The organism is Labrys miyagiensis, from assembly GCF_030160835.1.
Lineage (GTDB): Bacteria > Pseudomonadota > Alphaproteobacteria > Rhizobiales > Labraceae > Labrys > Labrys miyagiensis.
This window is the reverse complement of record NZ_BSPC01000080.1, coordinates 1-19,335: the sequence shown is the minus strand read 5'-3', so window position 1 is coordinate 19,335 and position 19,335 is coordinate 1. Positions and strand designations below refer to the sequence as shown.

Here is a 19,335-nt window from a genome sequence, read left to right as displayed (position 1 = left end):
CAGCCCGCCAACGCCTCCCTACCTTCTCCCGCCGATGCGGTGAAGACGGCTCATGCCTCCGTCCGGCCAGATGGAAGCGCTAGGCCCCTTTGCCGAGCCGGCGTGCCTGGGTCCGGATGGTCCGTGCCATCCGCCTTGGCCCGCCTCCGCCTTCTCAGGCGGAAAAACAGGTGGCCTTGCGCGCCTTGTCAGCGTGCCCGGCAGCCGGAACAGGGCGATGGCGTCTGGCCGACAATGCGGCCTGCCATCTTCCATGATCTATGCTTTCACGGCTGCTCCGCAGCCGCCATCGCCCGGTTTCTCTTCATCAACCCAGCCTGACAAGGCGTGGGAACGAGAGCGCTTGCGCGTGGCGTATACAAACCTCGGCGCATCGAGCCAAAGGCGCGGGAGGCCGAGATGTGTGAAGTCGACAGCCCTTAGGAACGGGCGTTTCGCACCTCGCCAAACAGATGCAGCGCGGCGTATTGCAGGAGCATGATGGTCTTGCCGTCGCGGATCTCGCCGCGCGCGATCATCGCGAGCGCTTCGTCGATGGTGACTTCCAGCATGTCGATATCCTCGCCCTCCGCCTCGTGGCCGCCGCCCTCGCCGATGCGGTCGCCGGGCCGGTAGGTCGCGACGAAGAAGAACAGCTTTTCGGTCACCGAGCCGGGGCTCATATAGGCCTCGAAGACCCGCCGCACCTGCTGAATGCGAAAGCCGGTCTCCTCCTCGGTCTCCGCCTTGATGCGCTCCTCCGGGCTGGCATTGTCGAGCAGGCCCGCCGGCGTCTCGATCAGGAGATCGTCGCAACCATTGACGAAGGCGGGATAGCGGAACTGGCGCGTGAGGATCACGGTGCGGCGGCCGGGATCGTAGAGCAGGATGGTGGCGCCGTTGCCCCGGTCATAGGTCTCACGGCTTTGGCGCTGCCAGCTGCCATCCTGCCGCTGATAGCTGAAGGTCGTCTTCTTCAGCACATACCAGTCCTCCGACAGCACCTTCACCGCCTCGACGCGCACACGATCAGCCACACTCATCCTATCCTCCTGCACGAAATGTAACGAAATCCACTGCTTGAGTTGCTCGTTATCGAATTTCGTGTAATTTCGTGCAGAGTCAATAGATTTCGTGAAGGCGGTTTGGCATGCTCACCAGCGAGCGGAAGGCGCTTATCCTCGAGGTGCTGCGGCGGGACGGCCGGGTCATTGCCAAGGCGGTCAGCCAGGAGCTCCAGCTCTCCGAGGACACGATCCGGCGGGATCTGCGCGACCTCGCCGGCGAGGGGCTGCTGCAGCGCGTGCATGGCGGGGCACTGCCGGCCTCTCCGGCAATGGCGGATCTCGCGGCGCGCCGAGAGGTCTCGCCAGAGGGCAAGGTCGCCATCGGACGCGCTGCCGCCAGGCTGGTTCGGCCGGGCCAGGTCGTGCTGCTCGATGGTGGCACGACGGCGCTTCAGCTCGCGCGGCACCTCGCCCATGGGCTTGAAGCAACGATCGTCACCCACAGCCCGACTGTCGCATTGGAACTCGCCAACCACCCAGGCATTGCCGTGGAACTGATCGGCGGCCGGCTGTTCCGCCATTCGATGGTCGCGGTGGGCGCTGCTGCCGCGGAGGCCATCGCCCGCATCCGCGCCGATCTCTTTTTTCTGGGCGTCACCGGCATCCATCCCGAACTCGGCCTCACCACGGGCGACGCCGAGGAAGCCGCGATCAAGCGCGCGCTGAGCCGGCAGGCGGCGGAAACCATTGTGCTCGCTTCGCGCGAAAAGCTTGGCGCTGCCTCACCCTTCCAGATCGCGCCGCTCTCGGAAGCCAGCGCCATGGTGGTCGAAGCCGATGTTCCGGACGAAACAGTCGAGCCCTATCGCAAGGCCGGCGTGACACTCATCCGCTCCTGAGCCGGCCAATTGTCATACGCCTGTCACATATGCCCCCAAGGTAGGTTATGGTGAAGCTGGGGGGAATCTGATGGCCGATATCGCCGAGACAGCAAGCCAGGCCGTGATCGAAATCGATCCGAATGCCGTGGCGCAGATCAAGAGCACGATCGATCTGGCCGACCGCGCCCAGGTCTCCAGCTTCGGCGACAAGGCGCAGCGCGACGTCGTCGCCTTCGCCGATCGCGTGCTGGCCCAGACGCGCAACAAGGACATGGGCGATACCGGCAAGCTCCTGCTCGACGTGATCGAGAAGGCGCGCGGCCTCGACCCGGCCGAACTGCAAAAGACCGGCTTCCTCGAACGTCTGGTCGGCTCGGCGGAAAGCCGCCTGCGCCGCTTTATCGGCAAATTCGACGATGTCGCCGGCCAGGTCGAGCGCATCACCATCGATCTCGACCGTCACAAGGATGTCCTGCGTCGCGATATCTCGCTGCTCGACGAGCTCTATGACGAGACGAGGCGCTCGATCCAGTTTCTCGAAGCCCATGTCAAGGCGGGCAAGGCTTTCGTCGATGAGTTCCGCCAGGGCCGGCTCGCCGAACTCAAGAACAGTGCCGATCAGGCTACCGCCAGCGGCGACGGGCTGATGGCCGCGCAGAATTACAATGATGCCGTGCAGGCGCTGGACCGGCTGGAAAAGCGTGTGTTCTATCTCCAGCAGGCACGCCAGATCGGCATTCAACAACTGCCGCAGATTCGCATCGTGCAGGCGGGCGACGAGACGCTGATCGAGAATTTGCAGGCGACCACGCAGCTCACCATCCCCGTGTGGAAGCAGAAGATGGTGCTGCTGCTTGGCCTCACCAACCAGTCCAAGGCGCTGGAACTGCAGAAAACGGTGACCGACGCCACCAACGAGATGATGCGCCAGGCCTCCGACATGATGAAGAAGCAGGCCATCGAAATCGAGAAGCAGGCCCAGCGCGGCATCATCGACATGGCGACGCTGGAAAAGACCAATCGCGACCTGATCGACACCGTCAACGGCGTCATCGACGTGCAGCGCCAGGGCCGCTCCAAGCGCGCCCAGGCCGAAGCCCGCATGGACCAGCTCACAGGCGAGCTCAAGACCGCCCTCACGCGGGCGCCCGCGTGATGGGTGCAGGTATGCGCGTGATGGGCATCGGTGGGCGGGTCTTCAGACCCGCCAGTTCCGCGCTCCTTCTTCAATGGCTGAGCACACAGGCGGGTCTGAAGACCCGCCCCCCGGTTGCAGCACTTGTGCTGGCGCTTTTCCTGCCCTTGCTGGCGCTTGCTGCCTGCAGCAAATCGGGGCCTGACATCGCCATCGTGGCCGGATCCGAGAACCAGCCTCTCGAACCGCTGGTACAGGAATTCTGCAAGTCGCAGGGCGCCAAATGCACCTTCAAGTATGAAGGTTCGCTCGATATCGGCTTTGGCCTGAAATCGACGACGGACCCCTTGCAGGCCGATGTCGTCTGGCCGGCCGCCTCGATCTGGATCGACGTGTTCGACGAAGGCCGCAAGGTCAAGCACTTGCAGTCGATCTCGCAAAGCCCGGTGTTGCTTGGCGTGCGCAAGACCAAGGCCGAAGCCCTGGGCTGGACCAAGCGCGAGGTTACCACCGCCGACATCTTGCAGGCGGTGAAGGACGGCAAGCTGAAATTCCTGATGTCCTCGGCCACGCAGTCGAATTCCGGTGCGGGGGCCTATCTCGCCATGCTGAACGCTGCCGTGGGGCGGGGCGAGGTGCTCACCGAGGCCGATCTTGCCGATCCCAAGGTGCGCGACAAGGCCCGCACCCTGCTCAGCGGCGTCCAGCGCTCCTCCGGTTCGAGCGGCTGGCTCTCCGACCTCTTCCTCGACATGGATGCGCGCGACGAACAGGCCGACGCCATGTGGAACTACGAGGTGACGCTGAAGGAGGCCAATGAGGCGCTGGTCAAGCGCGGCAGCGATCCGCTCTGGCTGGTCTATCCCAAGGACGGCGTCGCCTTCTCCGACGGGCCGATGGGCTATCTCGACCGCGGCCGTGGGTCGGATGTCGAGACCTTCGTGACCGACCTCGAGAAGTTCCTGCTCTCGGCCGATGCCCAGAAGCGCATCGCCGCCATCGGCCGCCGCGTCGGTCCGGGGAGCGGGGCTGTCGCAACGCCGGTGCCGGAATGGAACCTCGATCCTTCGCGCGTGGTCACCGCTTTGCGCCCGCCGGATCCAAAGGTGATCTTCAACGCGCTCAATCTCTACCAGGAAGCCCTGCGCCGGCCCTCGCTCACGGCGCTCTGCCTCGACATCTCCGGCAGCATGCAGGGTCCGGGCATCAGCCAACTGCACAACGCCATGAGCTTCCTGTTCACGCCCGCGCAGACGCGCAATCTGCTTGTGCAGTGGACGCCTGACGATCACATCGTCGCCATTCCTTTCTCCAGCAGAGCCGGCGATCCCCAGACCGGCACGGGGGCGCCTGCCGACCAGGAGCGGCTGAAGCAGTGGGGCAACGACCTGGAGGCCGATGGCGGCACGGATATGTATTCCTGCGTCCAGGAAGCCCTGCAGACCATGACGCCGGACCTCGACTCGGGCAAATATCTGCCGGCGATTCTGATCATGACCGATGGCAGGAGCGAGGGCGATCTGGAAGGTTTCATTGCGCAATGGAAGAACCGGGGGCGGGGCATCCCGATTTTTGGGGTGACCTTCGGCGACGCCGACACGGCGCAGCTCGACAGGCTCGCCACTGCCACGGGCGGTCGGGTCTTCGACGGCCGCTCCAGCCTGGCGGAAGCCTTCCGGGCAGCGCGAGGGTATAACTGATCGATGCGCGGCGGCGGCAATCATCTGATCGCAGGTCTGGCAGCAGCCTTGGCGCTGCCAGCGGGCGTCTTCGCGCTCAACCTGCCCTTTCTCGTGGTCATCGCCATTGCGGCTGTGCTCTATGCCGGCCTTGCGCTGGTCCTGGCGCCACGCAGTACCGCCGAACGGGTCAATCTCGGTGAGGTCGGTCGCGCGCAGGCCGAGCTGGTGGGGAGCCTGGTCGAGGAAGGTGAGGCGACCGTGGCGCGCCTCAAGGAAGCGGCCCGCGCACTGCGTGCGGGTTCCACCGGCAAGACCGTTGCGCATCTCGCCGAGACCGCACAGGGCATTCTCGATCGCCTCGTCGCCGAGCCCGACAAGCTCTCCGCCGTCAGGCGTTTCCTCACCTATTACCTGCCGCGCTCGGCCGAGATCGCCGAGGGGCTCGGCGTGGTCGAAAAGCAGCGCAGCGCCGATCCTGCCCGGCAGGCGGAGATAGAGACGATCCTCGGCAAGCTCGATCAGGCCTTCAGCTTCTATGCCGACAGCCTGTCCCAGGTTCAGCTCGACACGCTCGACGTCGAACTCAAGCTGATGAGCCGCGCCCTTGCCGAAGATCTGGGCGGGGCAGCACCCCAGCCTGTCCGCATTGAGAGAAAGGGATCGTAATGGCCATCAACCGCCGTGCTTTCGGCCTTGGCCTGCTCGGTCTCAGCGTTGCCGGCACCGGAGCCATCGTCTACGGGCGCGACAGTCCGCTGCTGCGTGGCTATTTCGGCGAGGCGACCAAGCTGTTCGGCTTCATTGGCGGCGAGAAGGAGGGCTTCCTTGCCGACCCCGACGTCGTCAGCGCGCTCCGCCGCCAGGGCCTGGAGCTCGATGCCCGGCGCGCCGGCAGTGTGGAGATGTCACGCGAGCGCGCCATTCTCGACCAGAACCCGCAATTCCTCTGGCCGTCCTCCAACGGCTTCGTGGATCTGGCCCGCCAGAACGGCGTGAAGATCCAGCGCGATCAGGTCATCCTGAACTCGCCCATGGTGGTTTATTCCTGGGACGCCATCGCCAAGGGCTTGGTGTCCTCCGGCTTCGCCCAGCCCGATGGCGATGCCCGCTTCAGGCTCGACCTCGCCAAGCTCCTCACCGCCATCCTAGCCAACAAGAGTTGGGCCGATCTCGGCGTGCCCAGCCTGTTCGGCCAGGCCCGGCTGCTCTCGACCGATCCCAACCGCTCCAATTCCGGTTTCATGTTCGCCGGCCTTGCCGCCAATCTCCTGGCGGGCGAGGTCGCCACCGAACAGAGCCTCGCCCGGATCGGTGGCCAGGTCCGCACCATTTTCGACCGCATGGGCTACAAGCCGAGTTCCTCCGGTAAGATGTTCGAGGACTATCTCGCCGGCGGACCGGGCGCCCAGCCCCTCGTTATCGGTTATGAGAACCAGCTGATCGAATGGGTCCTTCAGGACGAGGAGCGCTGGAAGCGCCTGGAGGCAGCCGCCCCAGCCAAGCCGGTGATCCTCTACCCGCAGCCGACCGTCTTCTCCGCCCATCCGCTGATCGTGATCAGCGATGCGGCCGCCCCGCTGGTGGACGCCCTGATGAGCCCGGATGTCCAGCAGATCGCCTGGACCAAGCACGGCTTCCGCGGCCCGCTGGGCCTGTCGGGGGAGACCCAGAACCCGCTGGTCTCGAGCCGCATCATGCCGCGCGTCGACGCCGTGCTGCCGATGCCCGACATCAGGACCATGCTTGCGCTGATCGGGCAGTTGGCGGCCTGACGACGGCGGCGGTCGTCGACGGTCCACGAACATTTGGTTCGCTTCGGCCGTCAAAATAGTATCGGCCGGACGGGTGAATCGTAGTGGCGCCGGCTTTCTCGGGCGCGTACCGTTCCTGCTCATGTCGAAGCCGATGCATTTCGGCAGACGGGAGCAAGGGCCGCTGAGAGGGAAAATCCGCCTCCGGCCCGGAGGAAGCGGCCATGGCACCGGACCTGGAAGTGGTTCAGATACGGCGCGGCGAATCCTTCGTCGCCTATTCGCACGGCTACCCCTTCCACACCGTGCGCTGGCATTTCCATCCCGAATATGAGCTTCACCAGGTCGTCGCCACCAATGGCCGCTATTTCGTCGGCGACTTCATCGGCGAGTTCGAGCCGGGCAATCTGGTGCTCACCGGCCCCAACCTGCCGCATAATTGGGTGAGCGACATCCCCAGGGACACCAGCGTTCCCTTGCGCTGTCGCATCATCCAGTTCGGGGAGAGCTTCGTCGACGACGCCACCAAAGTGTTTTTCGAACTTTCCGCGCTCGGCCCCCTGCTGGAATCCTCGAGGAGGGGCGTGCTGTTCAGCCACGAGACCAGCGAGCAGGTCTGGCCCTTGATGGAGGAGATGATGGAGGCGCAGGGGCTGCGCCGCATCGAGCTCTTCATGCTGATCGCCGGCGTGCTCAGCCGGGCGCAGGGCTTTCAGATGCTCGCTAGCGCTAGCTATCTGCCCGATCCATCCGGCTATATGTCGATCGGCATCAACAAGGCGCTCGCCTATATCCGCGAAAACCTGACGCAGCCCTTCAACGAGGCGGACCTCGCGGCGATCGCAGGCCAGTCGACCGGCGCGTTCTCCCGGGCCTTCCGCCGCCATACCGGCATGTCGCTGGTGCAATACGTCAAGCGCCTGCGCATCAACCTCGCCTGCCAGCTCCTGATGAGCGACGAGGAGGCTTCGGTGACCGACATCTGCTTCGAGGTCGGCTTCAACAATCTGTCGAATTTCAACCGGCAGTTCCTGGCGGAGAAGGGCATGTCGCCCTCGCGATTCCGGCGGCTGCTCGCCGACAACATCAACGCGGCGAGGGCCGCATAGAGGAGGGATAAGGACAGGCAAATCGCTGATCAGGCCAGCAACGCGGTACGCCCAAGGCGTTCCGTGACAGGAGATGTGTTGCCTGAAACCAGACCAGACAGGGAGCCGGGACGCGCCGGACCCTCAAGCCAAGCAGCCATCGATCGTCACGGCAGGTGCGACGGTGATTGTCCAATAATCATATCGCCAAAGGGAGAAGACAAAATGACGCGTTCTTCGTTGAAATCGTCCGGCCTCGCCATACTCGCTCTGTCTCTGCTCGGCAGTGCCGCTGCCCACGCGCAGAGCGCCACCGACGCCACCGTGGCCTTCCTGATGCCCGATCAGGGTTCGACACGTTATGAGGAGCATGATCATCCCGGCTTCGTGGCCGAGATGAAGAAGCTCTGCGCGGGATGCAAGGTGGTCTACCAGAACGCCGATACCGATGCCACCAAGCAGCAGCAGCAGTTCAACTCCGTGATTTCACAGGGTGCCAAGGTCATCGTGCTGGATCCGGTGGATTCGGCGGCGGCCGCTTCGCTCGTCAAGCAGGCCCAGGCCCAGGGCGTCAAGGTGATCGCCTATGACCGGCCCATCCCCAATGGCCAGGCCGATTTCTACGTCTCCTTCGACAACAAGGCGATCGGCAAGTCGATCGCGGAGTCACTGATACAGCATTTGAAGGCGACGAATGTCTCGCCCGCTGACGTTGGCGTGCTGCAGATCAACGGTTCGCCCACCGATGCCGCAGCCGGCCTGATCCGCGACGGTGTGCATGAAGGCCTGGCGAACAGCGGCTACAAGACCCTGTCCGAGTTTGACACGCCGAACTGGCTGCCCACCAATGCCCAGCAATGGGCGAGTGGCCAGATCTCGCGCTTCGGCAAGAAGATCGTCGGCGTGGTCGCAGCGAACGATGGCACGGGCGGCGGCGCCATCGCGGCCTTCAAGGCAGCCGGTGTCGATCCCGTTCCGCCGGTGACCGGCAATGACGCGACCACCGCCGCGCTGCAGCTCATCATCGCGGGCGACCAGTACAACACGATCTCCAAGCCCAGCGAGATCGTCGCTGCCGCGGCTGCCGATGTCGCCGTGCAACTGCTCTCCGGCCAGACGCCGAAGGCCGAGGTGACGCTCTACAACACGCCCTCGAAGCTCTTCGTGCCGGCGGTGGTGACCGCGGAGAACATCAAGGCGGAGATCTTCGACAAGGGCATTGCCAAAGCCTCCGATATCTGTGTCGATCGCTATGCCGACGGCTGCAAGAAGCTCGGCATTCAGTAATCGGCCGATCCGTGTCCCGGCCGCCTTCTCCCACGGCCGGGGCACCCCTTTTTGATCTGCATTCGTAAGGATGCCGCCCATGACTGACCCATCGCCCAGCCCCGACACCCGTGACGTGGTGCTCAGCCTGCGCGGCATCTCCAAGCATTTCGGCGCCGTTTCCGCCCTGACCGACATCGATCTCGACGTGCATGCGGGCGAGGTGGTGGCGCTGGTCGGCGACAATGGCGCCGGCAAGTCGACGCTCGTGAAGATCCTGGCGGGCGTGCACCAGCCAAGCTCGGGTTCGATCACCTTCGCCGGCAAGCCGGTGACGATGTCCGATCCAAGTGCCGCCCTGGGCCTTGGCATCGCTACGGTGTTCCAGGACCTGGCCCTGTGCGAAAATCTCGACGTGGTGGCCAATATCTTCCTCGGCCGCGAACTCAATGCGCTCCGACTCGACGAGGTCTCCATGGAGATCAAGGCCTGGAAGCTCCTGAACGAATTGTCGGCCCGCATCCCGAGCGTGCGTGAGCCCGTCGCCTCCCTTTCGGGCGGCCAGCGCCAGACGGTGGCGATCGCCCGCTCGCTGCTGCTTGAACCCAAGCTCATCCTGCTCGACGAACCCACCGCCGCCCTCGGCGTGGCGCAGACGGCCGAGGTGCTCGACCTGATCGAACGCGTGCGCGACCGGGGCCTCGGCGTGGTGATGATCAGCCACAATATGGAGGACGTCCGCGCAGTGGCCGATCGCATCGTGGTGCTGCGGCTCGGGCGCAACAACGGTATCTTCTATCCCGACGCTTCCAACCAGGAACTGGTAAGCGCCATCACGGGTGCGGCCAACAATGCCGTCTCCCGTCGCGCCAACCGGCGTCAGAGCGGCCAAAGCCAGTCGCAGAGGCAGGAGACCCAGCCATGAGCAAGGACATCGATCCCGGCGCGCCCTTGCTCGACCGGGCCGATGAGCGCCTCAAGCATGAGGCCGGACTTGGCGGCGCCATCCGTGCCTTTCTTGATCGGGTCCGGTCCGGCGATCTCGGTTCGCTGCCGGTGGTTGTCGGCCTCATCATCATTTGCGTGGTGTTCCAGACCCTCAATCCGATCTTCCTGTCGCCCAACAACCTCGTCAATCTGCTCTTCGACTGCTCGACGGTGGGCGTGATCGCGCTTGGCATCGTCTGCATCCTGATGGTGGGCGAGATCGATTTGTCCGTCGGCTCCGTCAGCGGCCTCGCATCGGCGCTCCTCGGCGTGTTCTGGGTGAATATGGGCTGGCCGGCCGTGCTGGCGATCCTCGCCGCACTGGTCGTCGGGGCGCTGATCGGCTCGCTCTACGCGGCTCTGTTCAACCGTTTCGGCATGCCGAGCTTCGTCGCCACCCTGGCCGGCCTTCTCGCCGTTCTCGGCTTGCAGCTCTATCTCCTCGGCTCCACGGGCTCGATCAACCTGCCCTACGGCTCACCCGTCGTGAGTTTCGGTCAGACGATGGTGATGCCGCACATCGTTGCTTACGTCCTGGCCGCGCTCGCCGGCCTGGCGATGTTCGCAACCGAGTATCGCACGGCCGCGCGCCGCCGGGAGGCTGGGCTGTCCTCATCCTCCCTCGGCGGTCTGCTGCTGCGCGCCATCGTCGTGACAGTCGTGCTTGAATTCGTCGCCTTCTACCTCAATCAGGATCGCGGCGTTCCCTGGATGTTCGGCCTGTTCGTCGGCTTGGTCGTGGTGATGAATTATGCCTTGACGCGCACCAAATGGGGCCGGTCCATGACGGCTGTCGGCGGCAACCGCGAGGCAGCGCGCCGGGCGGGCATCAATGTTCGCTTCACCTACGCCTCAGCCTTCGTGCTCTGTTCGGTCCTCGCCTCGGCTGGCGGCATCCTGTCGGCGGCGCGCCTTGCGACGTCCAGCCAGCAGGCCGGCACCGGTGACGTCAACCTCAACGCCATCGCCTCCGCCGTGATCGGCGGCACCAGCCTGTTCGGCGGGCGGGGTAGCGCCTTTTCGGCCTTGCTCGGCATCATCGTCATCCAGTCGATCGCCAGCGGGCTGACGCTGCTCGATCTGTCTTCTTCGCTCCGCTACATGATCACCGGCGCCGTGCTGGCCATAGCCGTCATTGTCGACTCCCTGGCACGCAGGTCCCGCGTTTCCCATGGCAGGGCGTGAACCAACCTTTCGGAAACAGGAATTTTTTAAAATGAATCAGGAGCTTACCGGCAAGGTCGCCGCCATCACCGGCGCCGCGTCCGGCATCGGCCTCGAATGCACGAAATATCTCCTTAACGCGGGCGCCCAGGTGGTGTTGATCGACCGGGCGGAAGACATACTGAAAAACCTCTGCGTGGAACTCGGGCCGAAAGCCATTCCTCTCGTGATCGATCTCACCGATCCCAAAAGCGTGGCCACCATGATGCCGTCCATCCTGGGCAAGACCGGCCAGCTCGACATCTTCCACGCCAATGCCGGCGCCTATATCGGCGGCGAGGTGCTGGAGGGGGATCCCGATGCCTGGGACCGCATGCTTGATCTCAACATCAATGCCGTGTTCCGCACCGTGCATGCGGTGCTGCCCCATATGGCGGACCGCAAGAGCGGCGACATCATCATCACCAGCTCGGTCGCCGGCATGATCCCCGTCCTGTGGGAACCGATCTATACCGCCTCCAAACACGCGATTCAGGCCTTCGTCCACACCGTCCGGCGGCAGGTCGCCAAGTATGGCATCCGCGTTGGCGCGGTCCAGCCCGGCCCGGTCGTCACCGCGCTGCTCAAGGACTGGCCCCAGGCCAAGCTCGATGAAGCCTTGGCCGCCGGCAGCTTGATGGAACCCAGGGAAGTCGCCGACGCCGTGCTCTATATGCTGACGCGCCCCCGCAATATCACCATCCGCGATATGGTGATCCTGCCGCAGAGCCTCGACATCTGAGCGGGGAGGCGGCTCCAGGCTCGGCTTTCTCCTCCGCCTATAAAGTATCTCGTTGCTCGGCCCTTGGCCTTAGCAGGCCTTGCCAACACCCCGAACCCCTCACATTAGCCCCATCGTCTTCAAACTCACATGGCCGTCGCGACCGATGATGAGGTGGTCGTGCAGCAAGATGCCAAGCGGGCGGGCGATGTCGGCGATGGTACGCGTCATGCTCACATCGGCGCTGGAGGGGGAGGGATCGCCGGAAGGGTGGTTGTGGACGAGGATGAGGGCGGTGGCCGAGAGTTCCAGCGCACGCTTGATCACCTCGCGCGGGTATACGGGCGTATGATTGATCGTGCCCGTCTGCTGCACCTCGTCGGCGATCAGGCCGTTCTTGATGTCGAGGAAGAGGATGCGGAAGTTCTCGCGCTCGGCGAAGGCCATGCTGGAGCGGCAATAGTCGATCAATGCGGATGAAGTCGAGAACACCGGCCGCTTGGCGACGTCGCCCCGGGCGAGGCGATGGCCGGCGGCCTCGATGATCTTGAGATCGCCCGCCACCCCGTCACTGACGCCTTCCACCTCTTTCAGCCGCGCGATCGGGGCACCGAGCACTTCGGCCAGCGAGCCGAAGCGGGCGATCAGCGCCTTGGCCAGCGGCTTGACATCGCGGCGGGGGATAGAGCGGAACAGCAGCAGCTCCAGGAGTTCATAATCCGGCAGCCTGCCGCCGGATTCGGCGAAGCGCTCACGAAGTCTCTCGCGATGGCCGTGATAATGCGGCTCGGACTCGGGCCCCTCGATGGCCCGTGCAACGGAAGCCTCGCCCAATTCCAGAAGGAGGGCTGGAGACGTCGAGCGCCCCTTCTTCATTCAAACCACTCGGAATCAGGCCACTTTGGCATAGGGCGGCTGGTCATATTTGGCCGGCGAGAGCGTGAAGATCTCCACGCCCGTCTCGGTGACGCCGACGCTGTGCTCGAACTGGGCCGAGAGCGAGCGGTCGCGCGTCACGGCCGTCCAGCCATCATTGAGCACCTTCACATCGGGCCTGCCGAGATTGATCATCGGCTCCACCGTGAAGAACATGCCGGGCTTCAGCACCACACCCTCGCCGCGGCGGCCGTAATGCAGGATGTTTGGCTCGTCGTGGAACAGGCGGCCGAGGCCATGGCCGCAGAAATCGCGCACCACCGAGCAGCGCTCGGCCTCGGCGAAGCTCTGGATGGCATAGCCGATATCGCCAGTGGTGGCGCCGGGCTTGATGGCGTTGATGCCGCGCATCATCGCCTCATAGGTCACCTCCATCAGGCGCTCGGCCCGGCGCGGAATTTCGCCGGACGCATACATGCGGCTGGAATCGCCATGCCAGCCATTCAAGACCACCGTGTAGTCGATATTGAGGATGGCGCCTTCCTGCAGCGGCTTGTCGTCCGGTATGCCGTGGCAGACGACGTGGTTGAGCGAGATGCAGCTCGATTTCGGATAGCCGCGGTAATAGAGCGTGGCCGGATAGGCATTGTTGTCCATGGCGAACTCGAACAGCATCCTGTCGAGTTTGTTGGTGGTCACGCCCGGCTGGACGGCGTCGACCATCAGGTCCAGCCCCTCCGCCGCGAGCTGGCCCGCGGTGCGCATACCGGCAAACGCCTCCGGGCCGTGGATCTTGATCTGGCCGTTCTTGCGTTGGGGGGACAGTTCTGCGTCGATAAAGCTCATGAAAGGTCCTGGATATCTCTTTGTGTACTTATGCCATTTGGGTACGCCGGCAGGAAAGAGAATTTTGAATTTTGCATGACTGCCACGCGGCTCATACGTGGGCGACCGTGATCAGGGCGTGAGTATCTCACGCAGCGTCATCTGCCGGAAGGCCAAAACGATGGCGTCGCCTTCCTTCTCGTCGACCGAGATCGCCAGCCGCATCGCGGCCTCTCCGAGCTGCCAGATCATGAAGGCCCTGGCAGCGTAGATCGCGGGATCCTTCCCGTCATGCGCTCGCGCCATCGCCTGTGCCAGCATCAGACCGCAGAGGCGGCTCTCGGCGAGTTCCAGTGCCATAAGCTGCTTGTCGGCCTGCATGCCCGACCAGATATCCCGCATCACCGGTTCGGCCTTGAACAGGGCGTAGTAGACGTCGATCAGGGAGCCGTAGGCCGCCTCTAGCCCGGCGAGCGAGGTCACCGGGAGCAGGGCTTCCTCGATGCAGCGCCGGCTTTCCAGGCTGTAACGCTCGGCGAGGCTGCGGATGATCGCGCTCTTGTCGGGAAAATATTGATAGAGCGAGCCGATCGAAATGCCGGCCTGCTCGGCGACTTCCCCCATCTTCAACTGATCGCTGCCCTTGCTGCCGATCAGTGCCGAGGCAACGGCGAGGATCTTGTCCATGCGCTCGCGACTGCGCTGCTGCACCGGCGCGCGGCGGGGCAGGGAGGCCTCCGCCGGAGCATCGCGGGAAATCGAGGGCTTGCGGGAAGGAGGCGTGCGAGCGATGGCCATGCTTGACATCGTAAATGTGAGTGTTTATCACATTGTATAAATGTGAGGGTTATTCATATTTAACCAAGGGAGCTGGAAATGGCAAACAATCCTTATGGCAACGGTTCGATTCTCGTGCTGGGCGGCACGGGCAAGACGGGCCGGCTGGTTGCGGAAGGGCTGGTCAAGGCTGGGCGCGACGTCCGCATCGGTTCGCGTCATGCCGAGCCGCATTTCGACTGGGAGCGGCCGGAGAGCTGGGGCGCCGCGCTGGCGGATATGTCGGCCGTATACGTCGCCTATCAGCCCGACATTGCCGTGCCCGGCGCCGTCGAGACCATACGCGCCTTCTTCCGCCAGGCGATCGCCGCCGGCATCGCCAAGATCGTGCTGCTCTCGGGGCGGGGTGAAGCGGAGGCGGAGGAGGCCGAGGCCGTGCTGCAGGATCTGGCGATCGACTGGACGATCCTGCGCTGCAGCTGGTTCTTCCAGAATTTCAGCGAGGCCTTCCTGCTTGACGATATCAGGGCAGGGGAGGTCGCACTCCCAGCCGGCCTTGCGCCGGAGCCGTTCGTCGACACCAGGGACATCGCGCAGATCGCCGTCGCCGCCTTCAACGATCCGCGCCATGCCCGCCAGCGCTACGAGATCACCGGCCCGCGGGCGCTGACCTTCGCTGAGGCCATTGCGGCGATTGCCGCCGCAACCGGCCGGCCCATCGCCTATGCAAGCGTGCCGGTGGAGGCCTACAGGGCCGAACTCCAGCGTATGCAGATGCCGGCCCCTTACGTCGATCTCGTCCTCTATCTCTTCACCACTGTGCTGGATGGACGCAACACACCGCTGGCCGATGGCGTGCGGAGGGCTCTCGGCCGACCTCCGCGCGACTTCGCAGCCTATGTCGCCGATGTCGCAGCCACGGGCATCTGGGGAGGCAACCATGCTTGAGCGCAGCCTGGAAGTCCTGATCTTCATCGCGGCGGTGGGCTGCGGCCTGGTGGCCGGCGTGTTCTTCGCCTTCTCGTCCTTCGTGATGCCGGCCCTGGGGCGTATCCCGGCGCCGAGCGGCATCAGCGCCATGCAGTCGATCAGTGTGGTGGTGATCAATCCCAGCTTCATGACCGCCTTCATGGGCACAGGCGCGCTTTGCCTAGTCCTGCTCGCCGGCGCCTGGATGTGGTGGGGCGATCTCAGCGGCAAGCTCCTGCTGGCCGGGTGCCTGATCTATCTGGTGGCCTGCATCGGCGTCACCATGGTCTTCAACGTGCCGCTCAATGATACGCTCGCGACCATGCAAGCCGACACGGCCGAGGCCGCCAGCTTTTGGTCGCGCTACCTGACGGAGTGGACGGCCTGGAACCATGTAAGGACGGTGGCGCCGGCCCTTTCCCTGGCGCTGTTCGTGCTGGCGCTGATCCGGCGTGCAGCGGTGTAGGGGTGCCGATCTCCCGATCGGCACGAAGGCGGTAGCATCTCGGGAAGGGGTGCCGATCTTTTTCGTCGGCACACCACTCTCAGCGCCCGAAGATACCCTTGAAGAACTGGGCCATGCCGTTGCGCTTCTTCTTGCGCTCGAGTTCGGAGGCGTCCTTCAGCCAGGTGATCTGCACCACGCGGCGTTCGCCGGCGAAGGGCTTGTGGCCGTGCCAGGAATTGTCGGCGCGGCGGAAGCCGAAGCATGAGCCCATCACGGGGGAGATCTCGGCCGTCATGTCGTCGAAGTCCTCCGGGCCGTTGAGCACGCGCAGGCGGCCGTCGGCGCTCGCATTCCAGCTGTCGTTCATATAGACGAGGAAGGTGGCGAGCTTGCTTTCGCTGTCGGTATGGATGCGGCCATCCTTCAACTGCGACAGGCGGCGGATCGTGGTCAGGCGCGGCAGCGGCGTCAGGTTGAGGTCGAGCTTGGCGGAGAGGGCGTCGGCCATCTCGTCGCTTTCGAGGTCCTCGATCAGCTGCTTGAAGGTGCCCTTGATCATCACCTCGTCGACCGTGAGGTAGCCCGGCTTGTCGATGGGCGGGAATTCCTCGCGCAGCTTCGGGATCTTGTCCTCCTTGAGGAAGGCATCGCCCACGATATAACGATAGGGCTGCTGGTGGATTTCAGCATTCTTGACGACGTCCAGATTGATGACGCTGGTCATCTCTTACTCCTGTGGTCACGGACGCGGCAGGCCGTAAGGCGCCTCCCGCATGATTCGATCGCCCAGCCGATACCCCATTTTGTGGCGGAATGTCCTGCCGAATGGACATAGCGTCAAGGAAGATCGGGGTCGCACCCTTAAAACGCGGACATTGCCGGGCCGGGAGGGCGAATTTGACGATGAGAACTCGTATCGAGCCCTTGCGAAGCGAGCGCCGCTAACATCGCTATGAGGCATAATTATTGCAGATCAGCTGCCCGCCGCGGTTGATTGGTGCTAAGGCGCTTACCAATTCTGACAGACGGCTGCGCGCTGATTCCGCAGCTGTAGCTTCCCTTCCTGGTGAGGATTCCCTCGTGCCCCTGACGCCCGCCGATGTCCAACGCGCCCTCGAACTCGTCAAACTGCCGGCAAGCGGCCAATCCCTGACGGCGTCGGGTCGCCTGACCGAGATCCGCATCGACGGCTCCAAGGTGATGTTCGCCATCGCTATCGATCCCACCGAGGCGCGCGCCATGGAGCCGGTGCGGGCGGCGGCGGAGAATGCCGTGCGCGGGCTGCCGGGGGTGACCAGTGTGCTCGTCGGCCTCACCGCCGAGCGGCCGGTAGGAGAAGCGCGGCAAGGAGCACCGGGACCTAGGGCGCAGACGGCGGCGCATAATGCGCCGCAGGGGCGTCCCGTGGGCTTGCCCGGCATCCATCGTGTGATCGCGGTGGCATCCGGCAAGGGCGGCGTCGGCAAGTCTACGACTGCCTGCAACCTCGCCATTGCGCTGGCCGCGCAGGGGCTTAGGATCGGTCTGCTCGACGCCGATATTTTCGGACCGTCCATTCCAAAACTCTTCGGCCTGTCGGCCAAACCGGAGCAGACGCCGGACAAGAAAATCGTTCCGCTCGAAGCCTATGGCGTGAAGGTGATGTCGATCGGCTTCCTTGTCGACGAGGAGACTCCGATGATCTGGCGCGGGCCGATGGTGATGTCCGCGCTAACCCAGCTCCTGCGCGAGGTGGTGTGGGGCGAGCTCGACGTCATGGTCGTCGACATGCCGCCCGGTACCGGCGATGCGCAGCTGACCATGGCCCAGCACACGCCGCTGGCCGGGGCGGTGATCGTCTCGACGCCGCAGGATCTCGCCCTCATCGATGCCCGCCGCGGCGTCGGCATGTTCCAGAAGGTGAATGTACCTCTGCTTGGCATCGTCGAGAACATGTCGACCTTCTCCTGCCCCAATTGCGGCCATGTCAGCCATCTCTTCGGCCATGGCGGCGCGAGGCGCGAGGCTGAGAAGCTCGGCGTGCCGTTCCTGGGCGAATTGCCGCTGTCGCTGGAGGTGCGCGAGCGTTCGGACGCCGGCAAGCCAATAGTGGCCACGCTGCCTGATAGCCAGGAGGCGGGCATCTATCGGCAGATGGCGGCGCAGGTCTGGGCGCGTTTATCGGGCGAGGGAGTTGATCGGCGCCAGCCGCCGCGTATTGTCATCGAATGAGGGGGCAACCCCAAGTCTTCAGGAATGCCTAAAGTCTTCAGGAATGCCCAATGGAAAATCGTGAGCCTGCTTCCTCCGCTGCGGTAACGGCCTCCATCCTTGTCGTCGGCGACGAGATCCTGTCGGGGCGCACCAAGGACAAGAACATCGGCTACATCGCCGAATTCCTCACGGGTGCCGGTATCGACGTCAAGGAAGTGCGGGTGGTGCCCGATGTGGAGGAGCGCATCGTCGAGGCCGTCAACGCCCTGCGCTCCCACTATGACTATGTGCTGTCGACCGGCGGCATCGGGCCGACGCATGACGACATCACTGCCGATTCCATCGCCAAGGCCTTCGGTGTCAGCATCGATGTGAGCCCGCAGGCTGTCGAGATCATGACCAGGCATTATGGCGGCGCCGAGCACCTGACGCCGGCGCGCCTGCGCATGGCCCGCATTCCCGATGGCGCCGAGCTTGTGCTCAATCCGGTTTCGGCGGCGCCTGGCTTCATGATCGGCAACGTCATCGTCATGGCCGGCGTGCCCAACATCATGCAGCGCATGCTCGACAATGCGATCAAGAAGATGCGGGTCGGGGCGGTGACCCTTTCGGACAGCGTCTCGCCGGGACCTGGTATCGGCGAGGGCATCATCGCCGCTCCGCTCGCCGCCATCGCGGAGGCCCATCCCGAGGTCTCGATCGGCTCCTATCCCTCCTTCGGCCCGGCCGGCTTCCAGACACAGCTGGTGATCCGCGGCAAGGACGCCGCCAAGGTCGCCGCCGCGAAGGCTGAGGTCGAAGCAATGGTGGCCGGCATCAAGCGCTGAGCTCGGCCACGCGGTCGAACCCCTCCTTTGTGGCATGCTCGAAAACCGGGCTTGATCCCTCCGATTTCGCCGCTATGAAGAGCGACCTGCGAATAAGGACCGGACCATGAGCTCGCCCAAGCCAGACAAGGCATTTCCCGTATCCTGGGATCAGTTCCACCGCGACGCGCGCGCGCTCGCCTGGCGCCTCTCCGGCAGCGGCCCGTTCAATGCCATCGTCTGCATCACCCGCGGCGGCCTGGTCCCGGCGGCGATCATCTCGCGCGAGCTCGGCATCCGCATGATCGAGACGGTTTGCATCGCCTCCTATCACGACTACAAGACCCAGAGCGGCCTGATGGTGCTCAAGGATATCGACGACAAGCTCGCCGAGAACGGCGGCGAGGGCATCCTGGTGGTCGACGATCTCGTCGACACCGGCTCCACCGCCCGCGTGGTGCGCGAGCGCCTGCCGAAGGCGCACTTCGCCACAGTCTATGCCAAGCCGCTCGGGCGCCCGCTGGTCGATACCTTCATCACCGAAGTCAGCCAGGACACCTGGATCTACTTCCCCTGGGACATGGGCCTCGCCTTCCAGCCGCCGATCGCGCAGGACACCACGGCAGGGTGAGCTTCGGGGGTTCTTCAGACCCGCCTCTTCATAGAAACGAGGCTGCCAAGAGCCGGGTCTGAATTCTACTGAGTCACGATTTTAGGAGATTCGCGCGCGTGTGGGATTTG

At 64.3% G+C, this 19,335-nt stretch carries 20 protein-coding genes; 15 read left to right on the top strand and 5 right to left on the bottom strand.

Annotation, left to right across the window (positions count from 1 at the left end; all coding sequences use genetic code 11):
• Nucleotides 1-419: 419 nt before the first annotated feature.
• On the bottom strand, nt 420-1,022 hold the full coding sequence (locus tag QQL24_RS33195) for an NUDIX domain-containing protein (protein WP_284316604.1): 603 nt from the start codon (nt 1,020-1,022) through the stop codon (nt 420-422).
• Nucleotides 1,023-1,129: 107 nt separating this feature from the next.
• Here QQL24_RS33195 and QQL24_RS33190 point away from each other — a divergent pair, with 107 nt between their 5' ends.
• The 10 genes from QQL24_RS33190 to QQL24_RS33145 all read left to right on the top strand — a co-directional run bounded on the left by QQL24_RS33190 (nt 1,130) and on the right by QQL24_RS33145 (nt 11,721).
• Complete coding sequence (locus QQL24_RS33190; RefSeq protein ID WP_284316603.1) at nt 1,130-1,885, top strand: DeoR/GlpR family DNA-binding transcription regulator; 756 nt, start codon at nt 1,130-1,132, stop codon at nt 1,883-1,885.
• A 70-nt stretch (nt 1,886-1,955) separates the two neighbouring features.
• Nucleotides 1,956-3,023, top strand: a complete 1,068-nt coding sequence (locus QQL24_RS33185) for a toxic anion resistance protein (RefSeq protein ID WP_284316602.1) — start codon at nt 1,956-1,958, stop codon at nt 3,021-3,023.
• Entirely contained in the window at nt 3,023-4,702 is a 1,680-nt protein-coding gene (locus QQL24_RS33180; RefSeq protein ID WP_284316601.1) for a vWA domain-containing protein, read from the top strand. The genes QQL24_RS33185 and QQL24_RS33180 overlap by 1 nt, the downstream gene beginning before the upstream one ends.
• A 3-nt stretch (nt 4,703-4,705) precedes the next feature.
• Nucleotides 4,706-5,350: a 5-bromo-4-chloroindolyl phosphate hydrolysis family protein gene (locus tag QQL24_RS33175; protein ID WP_284316600.1), complete on the top strand. Its 645-nt coding sequence runs from the start codon at nt 4,706-4,708 to the stop codon at nt 5,348-5,350.
• Entirely contained in the window at nt 5,350-6,456 is a 1,107-nt protein-coding gene (locus QQL24_RS33170; RefSeq protein WP_284316599.1) for a type 2 periplasmic-binding domain-containing protein, read from the top strand. Before QQL24_RS33175 ends, QQL24_RS33170 begins: the two co-directional genes overlap by 1 nt.
• Nucleotides 6,457-6,659: 203 nt before the next feature.
• Nucleotides 6,660-7,544: an AraC family transcriptional regulator gene (locus QQL24_RS33165; protein WP_284316598.1), complete on the top strand. Its 885-nt coding sequence runs from the start codon at nt 6,660-6,662 to the stop codon at nt 7,542-7,544.
• A 204-nt stretch (nt 7,545-7,748) separates the two neighbouring features.
• Nucleotides 7,749-8,810, top strand: a complete 1,062-nt coding sequence (locus QQL24_RS33160; RefSeq protein WP_284316597.1) for an ABC transporter substrate-binding protein — start codon at nt 7,749-7,751, stop codon at nt 8,808-8,810.
• 79 nt (nt 8,811-8,889) lie between these two features.
• Entirely contained in the window at nt 8,890-9,714 is an 825-nt protein-coding gene (locus QQL24_RS33155) for an ATP-binding cassette domain-containing protein (protein WP_284316596.1), read from the top strand.
• Nucleotides 9,711-10,961, top strand: a complete 1,251-nt coding sequence (locus QQL24_RS33150; protein ID WP_284316595.1) for a sugar ABC transporter permease — start codon at nt 9,711-9,713, stop codon at nt 10,959-10,961. Before QQL24_RS33155 ends, QQL24_RS33150 begins: the two co-directional genes overlap by 4 nt.
• A gap of 31 nt (nt 10,962-10,992) precedes the next feature.
• Nucleotides 10,993-11,721, top strand: a complete 729-nt coding sequence (locus QQL24_RS33145; RefSeq protein WP_284316594.1) for an SDR family oxidoreductase — start codon at nt 10,993-10,995, stop codon at nt 11,719-11,721.
• Nucleotides 11,722-11,820: 99 nt separating this feature from the next.
• On the opposite strand, the gene radC is transcribed toward QQL24_RS33145, so the two are convergent.
• The 3 genes from radC to QQL24_RS33130 all read right to left on the bottom strand — a co-directional run bounded on the left by radC (nt 11,821) and on the right by QQL24_RS33130 (nt 14,199).
• Nucleotides 11,821-12,576 (bottom strand): RadC family protein, encoded by a 756-nt coding sequence (gene radC / locus QQL24_RS33140; RefSeq protein WP_284316593.1) that lies wholly within the window; start codon nt 12,574-12,576, stop codon nt 11,821-11,823.
• A 15-nt stretch (nt 12,577-12,591) separates the two neighbouring features.
• Entirely contained in the window at nt 12,592-13,422 is an 831-nt protein-coding gene (gene map, locus QQL24_RS33135) for a type I methionyl aminopeptidase (protein WP_284316592.1), read from the bottom strand.
• A 111-nt stretch (nt 13,423-13,533) separates the two neighbouring features.
• Complete coding sequence (locus tag QQL24_RS33130; protein ID WP_284316591.1) at nt 13,534-14,199, bottom strand: TetR/AcrR family transcriptional regulator; 666 nt, start codon at nt 14,197-14,199, stop codon at nt 13,534-13,536.
• Between the two features lie 78 nt (nt 14,200-14,277).
• On the opposite strand from QQL24_RS33130, the gene QQL24_RS33125 reads away from it, so the two are divergent.
• Both QQL24_RS33125 and QQL24_RS33120 read left to right on the top strand, forming a co-directional pair.
• On the top strand, nt 14,278-15,126 hold the full coding sequence (locus QQL24_RS33125) for an NmrA family NAD(P)-binding protein (protein ID WP_284316590.1): 849 nt from the start codon (nt 14,278-14,280) through the stop codon (nt 15,124-15,126).
• Nucleotides 15,119-15,613 carry an anthrone oxygenase family protein gene (locus QQL24_RS33120; RefSeq protein ID WP_284316589.1) on the top strand — a complete coding sequence of 165 codons (495 nt, stop codon included), beginning with the start codon at nt 15,119-15,121 and terminating at the stop codon, nt 15,611-15,613. The genes QQL24_RS33125 and QQL24_RS33120 overlap by 8 nt, the downstream gene beginning before the upstream one ends.
• Nucleotides 15,614-15,692: 79 nt before the next feature.
• On the opposite strand, the gene QQL24_RS33115 is transcribed toward QQL24_RS33120, so the two are convergent.
• Nucleotides 15,693-16,319, bottom strand: coding sequence for a 2OG-Fe(II) oxygenase (locus QQL24_RS33115; RefSeq protein ID WP_284316588.1), 627 nt, complete (start codon nt 16,317-16,319; stop codon nt 15,693-15,695).
• A gap of 356 nt (nt 16,320-16,675) precedes the next feature.
• On the opposite strand from QQL24_RS33115, the gene QQL24_RS33110 reads away from it, so the two are divergent.
• From QQL24_RS33110 to gpt, 3 genes are all read left to right on the top strand, one after another.
• Nucleotides 16,676-17,806: an Mrp/NBP35 family ATP-binding protein gene (locus QQL24_RS33110; protein WP_284316587.1), complete on the top strand. Its 1,131-nt coding sequence runs from the start codon at nt 16,676-16,678 to the stop codon at nt 17,804-17,806.
• 50 nt (nt 17,807-17,856) lie between these two features.
• Nucleotides 17,857-18,615 (top strand): competence/damage-inducible protein A, encoded by a 759-nt coding sequence (locus QQL24_RS33105; protein ID WP_284316586.1) that lies wholly within the window; start codon nt 17,857-17,859, stop codon nt 18,613-18,615.
• Between the two features lie 106 nt (nt 18,616-18,721).
• Complete coding sequence (gene gpt / locus QQL24_RS33100; protein WP_284316585.1) at nt 18,722-19,225, top strand: xanthine phosphoribosyltransferase; 504 nt, start codon at nt 18,722-18,724, stop codon at nt 19,223-19,225.
• Nucleotides 19,226-19,335 lie beyond the last annotated feature (110 nt).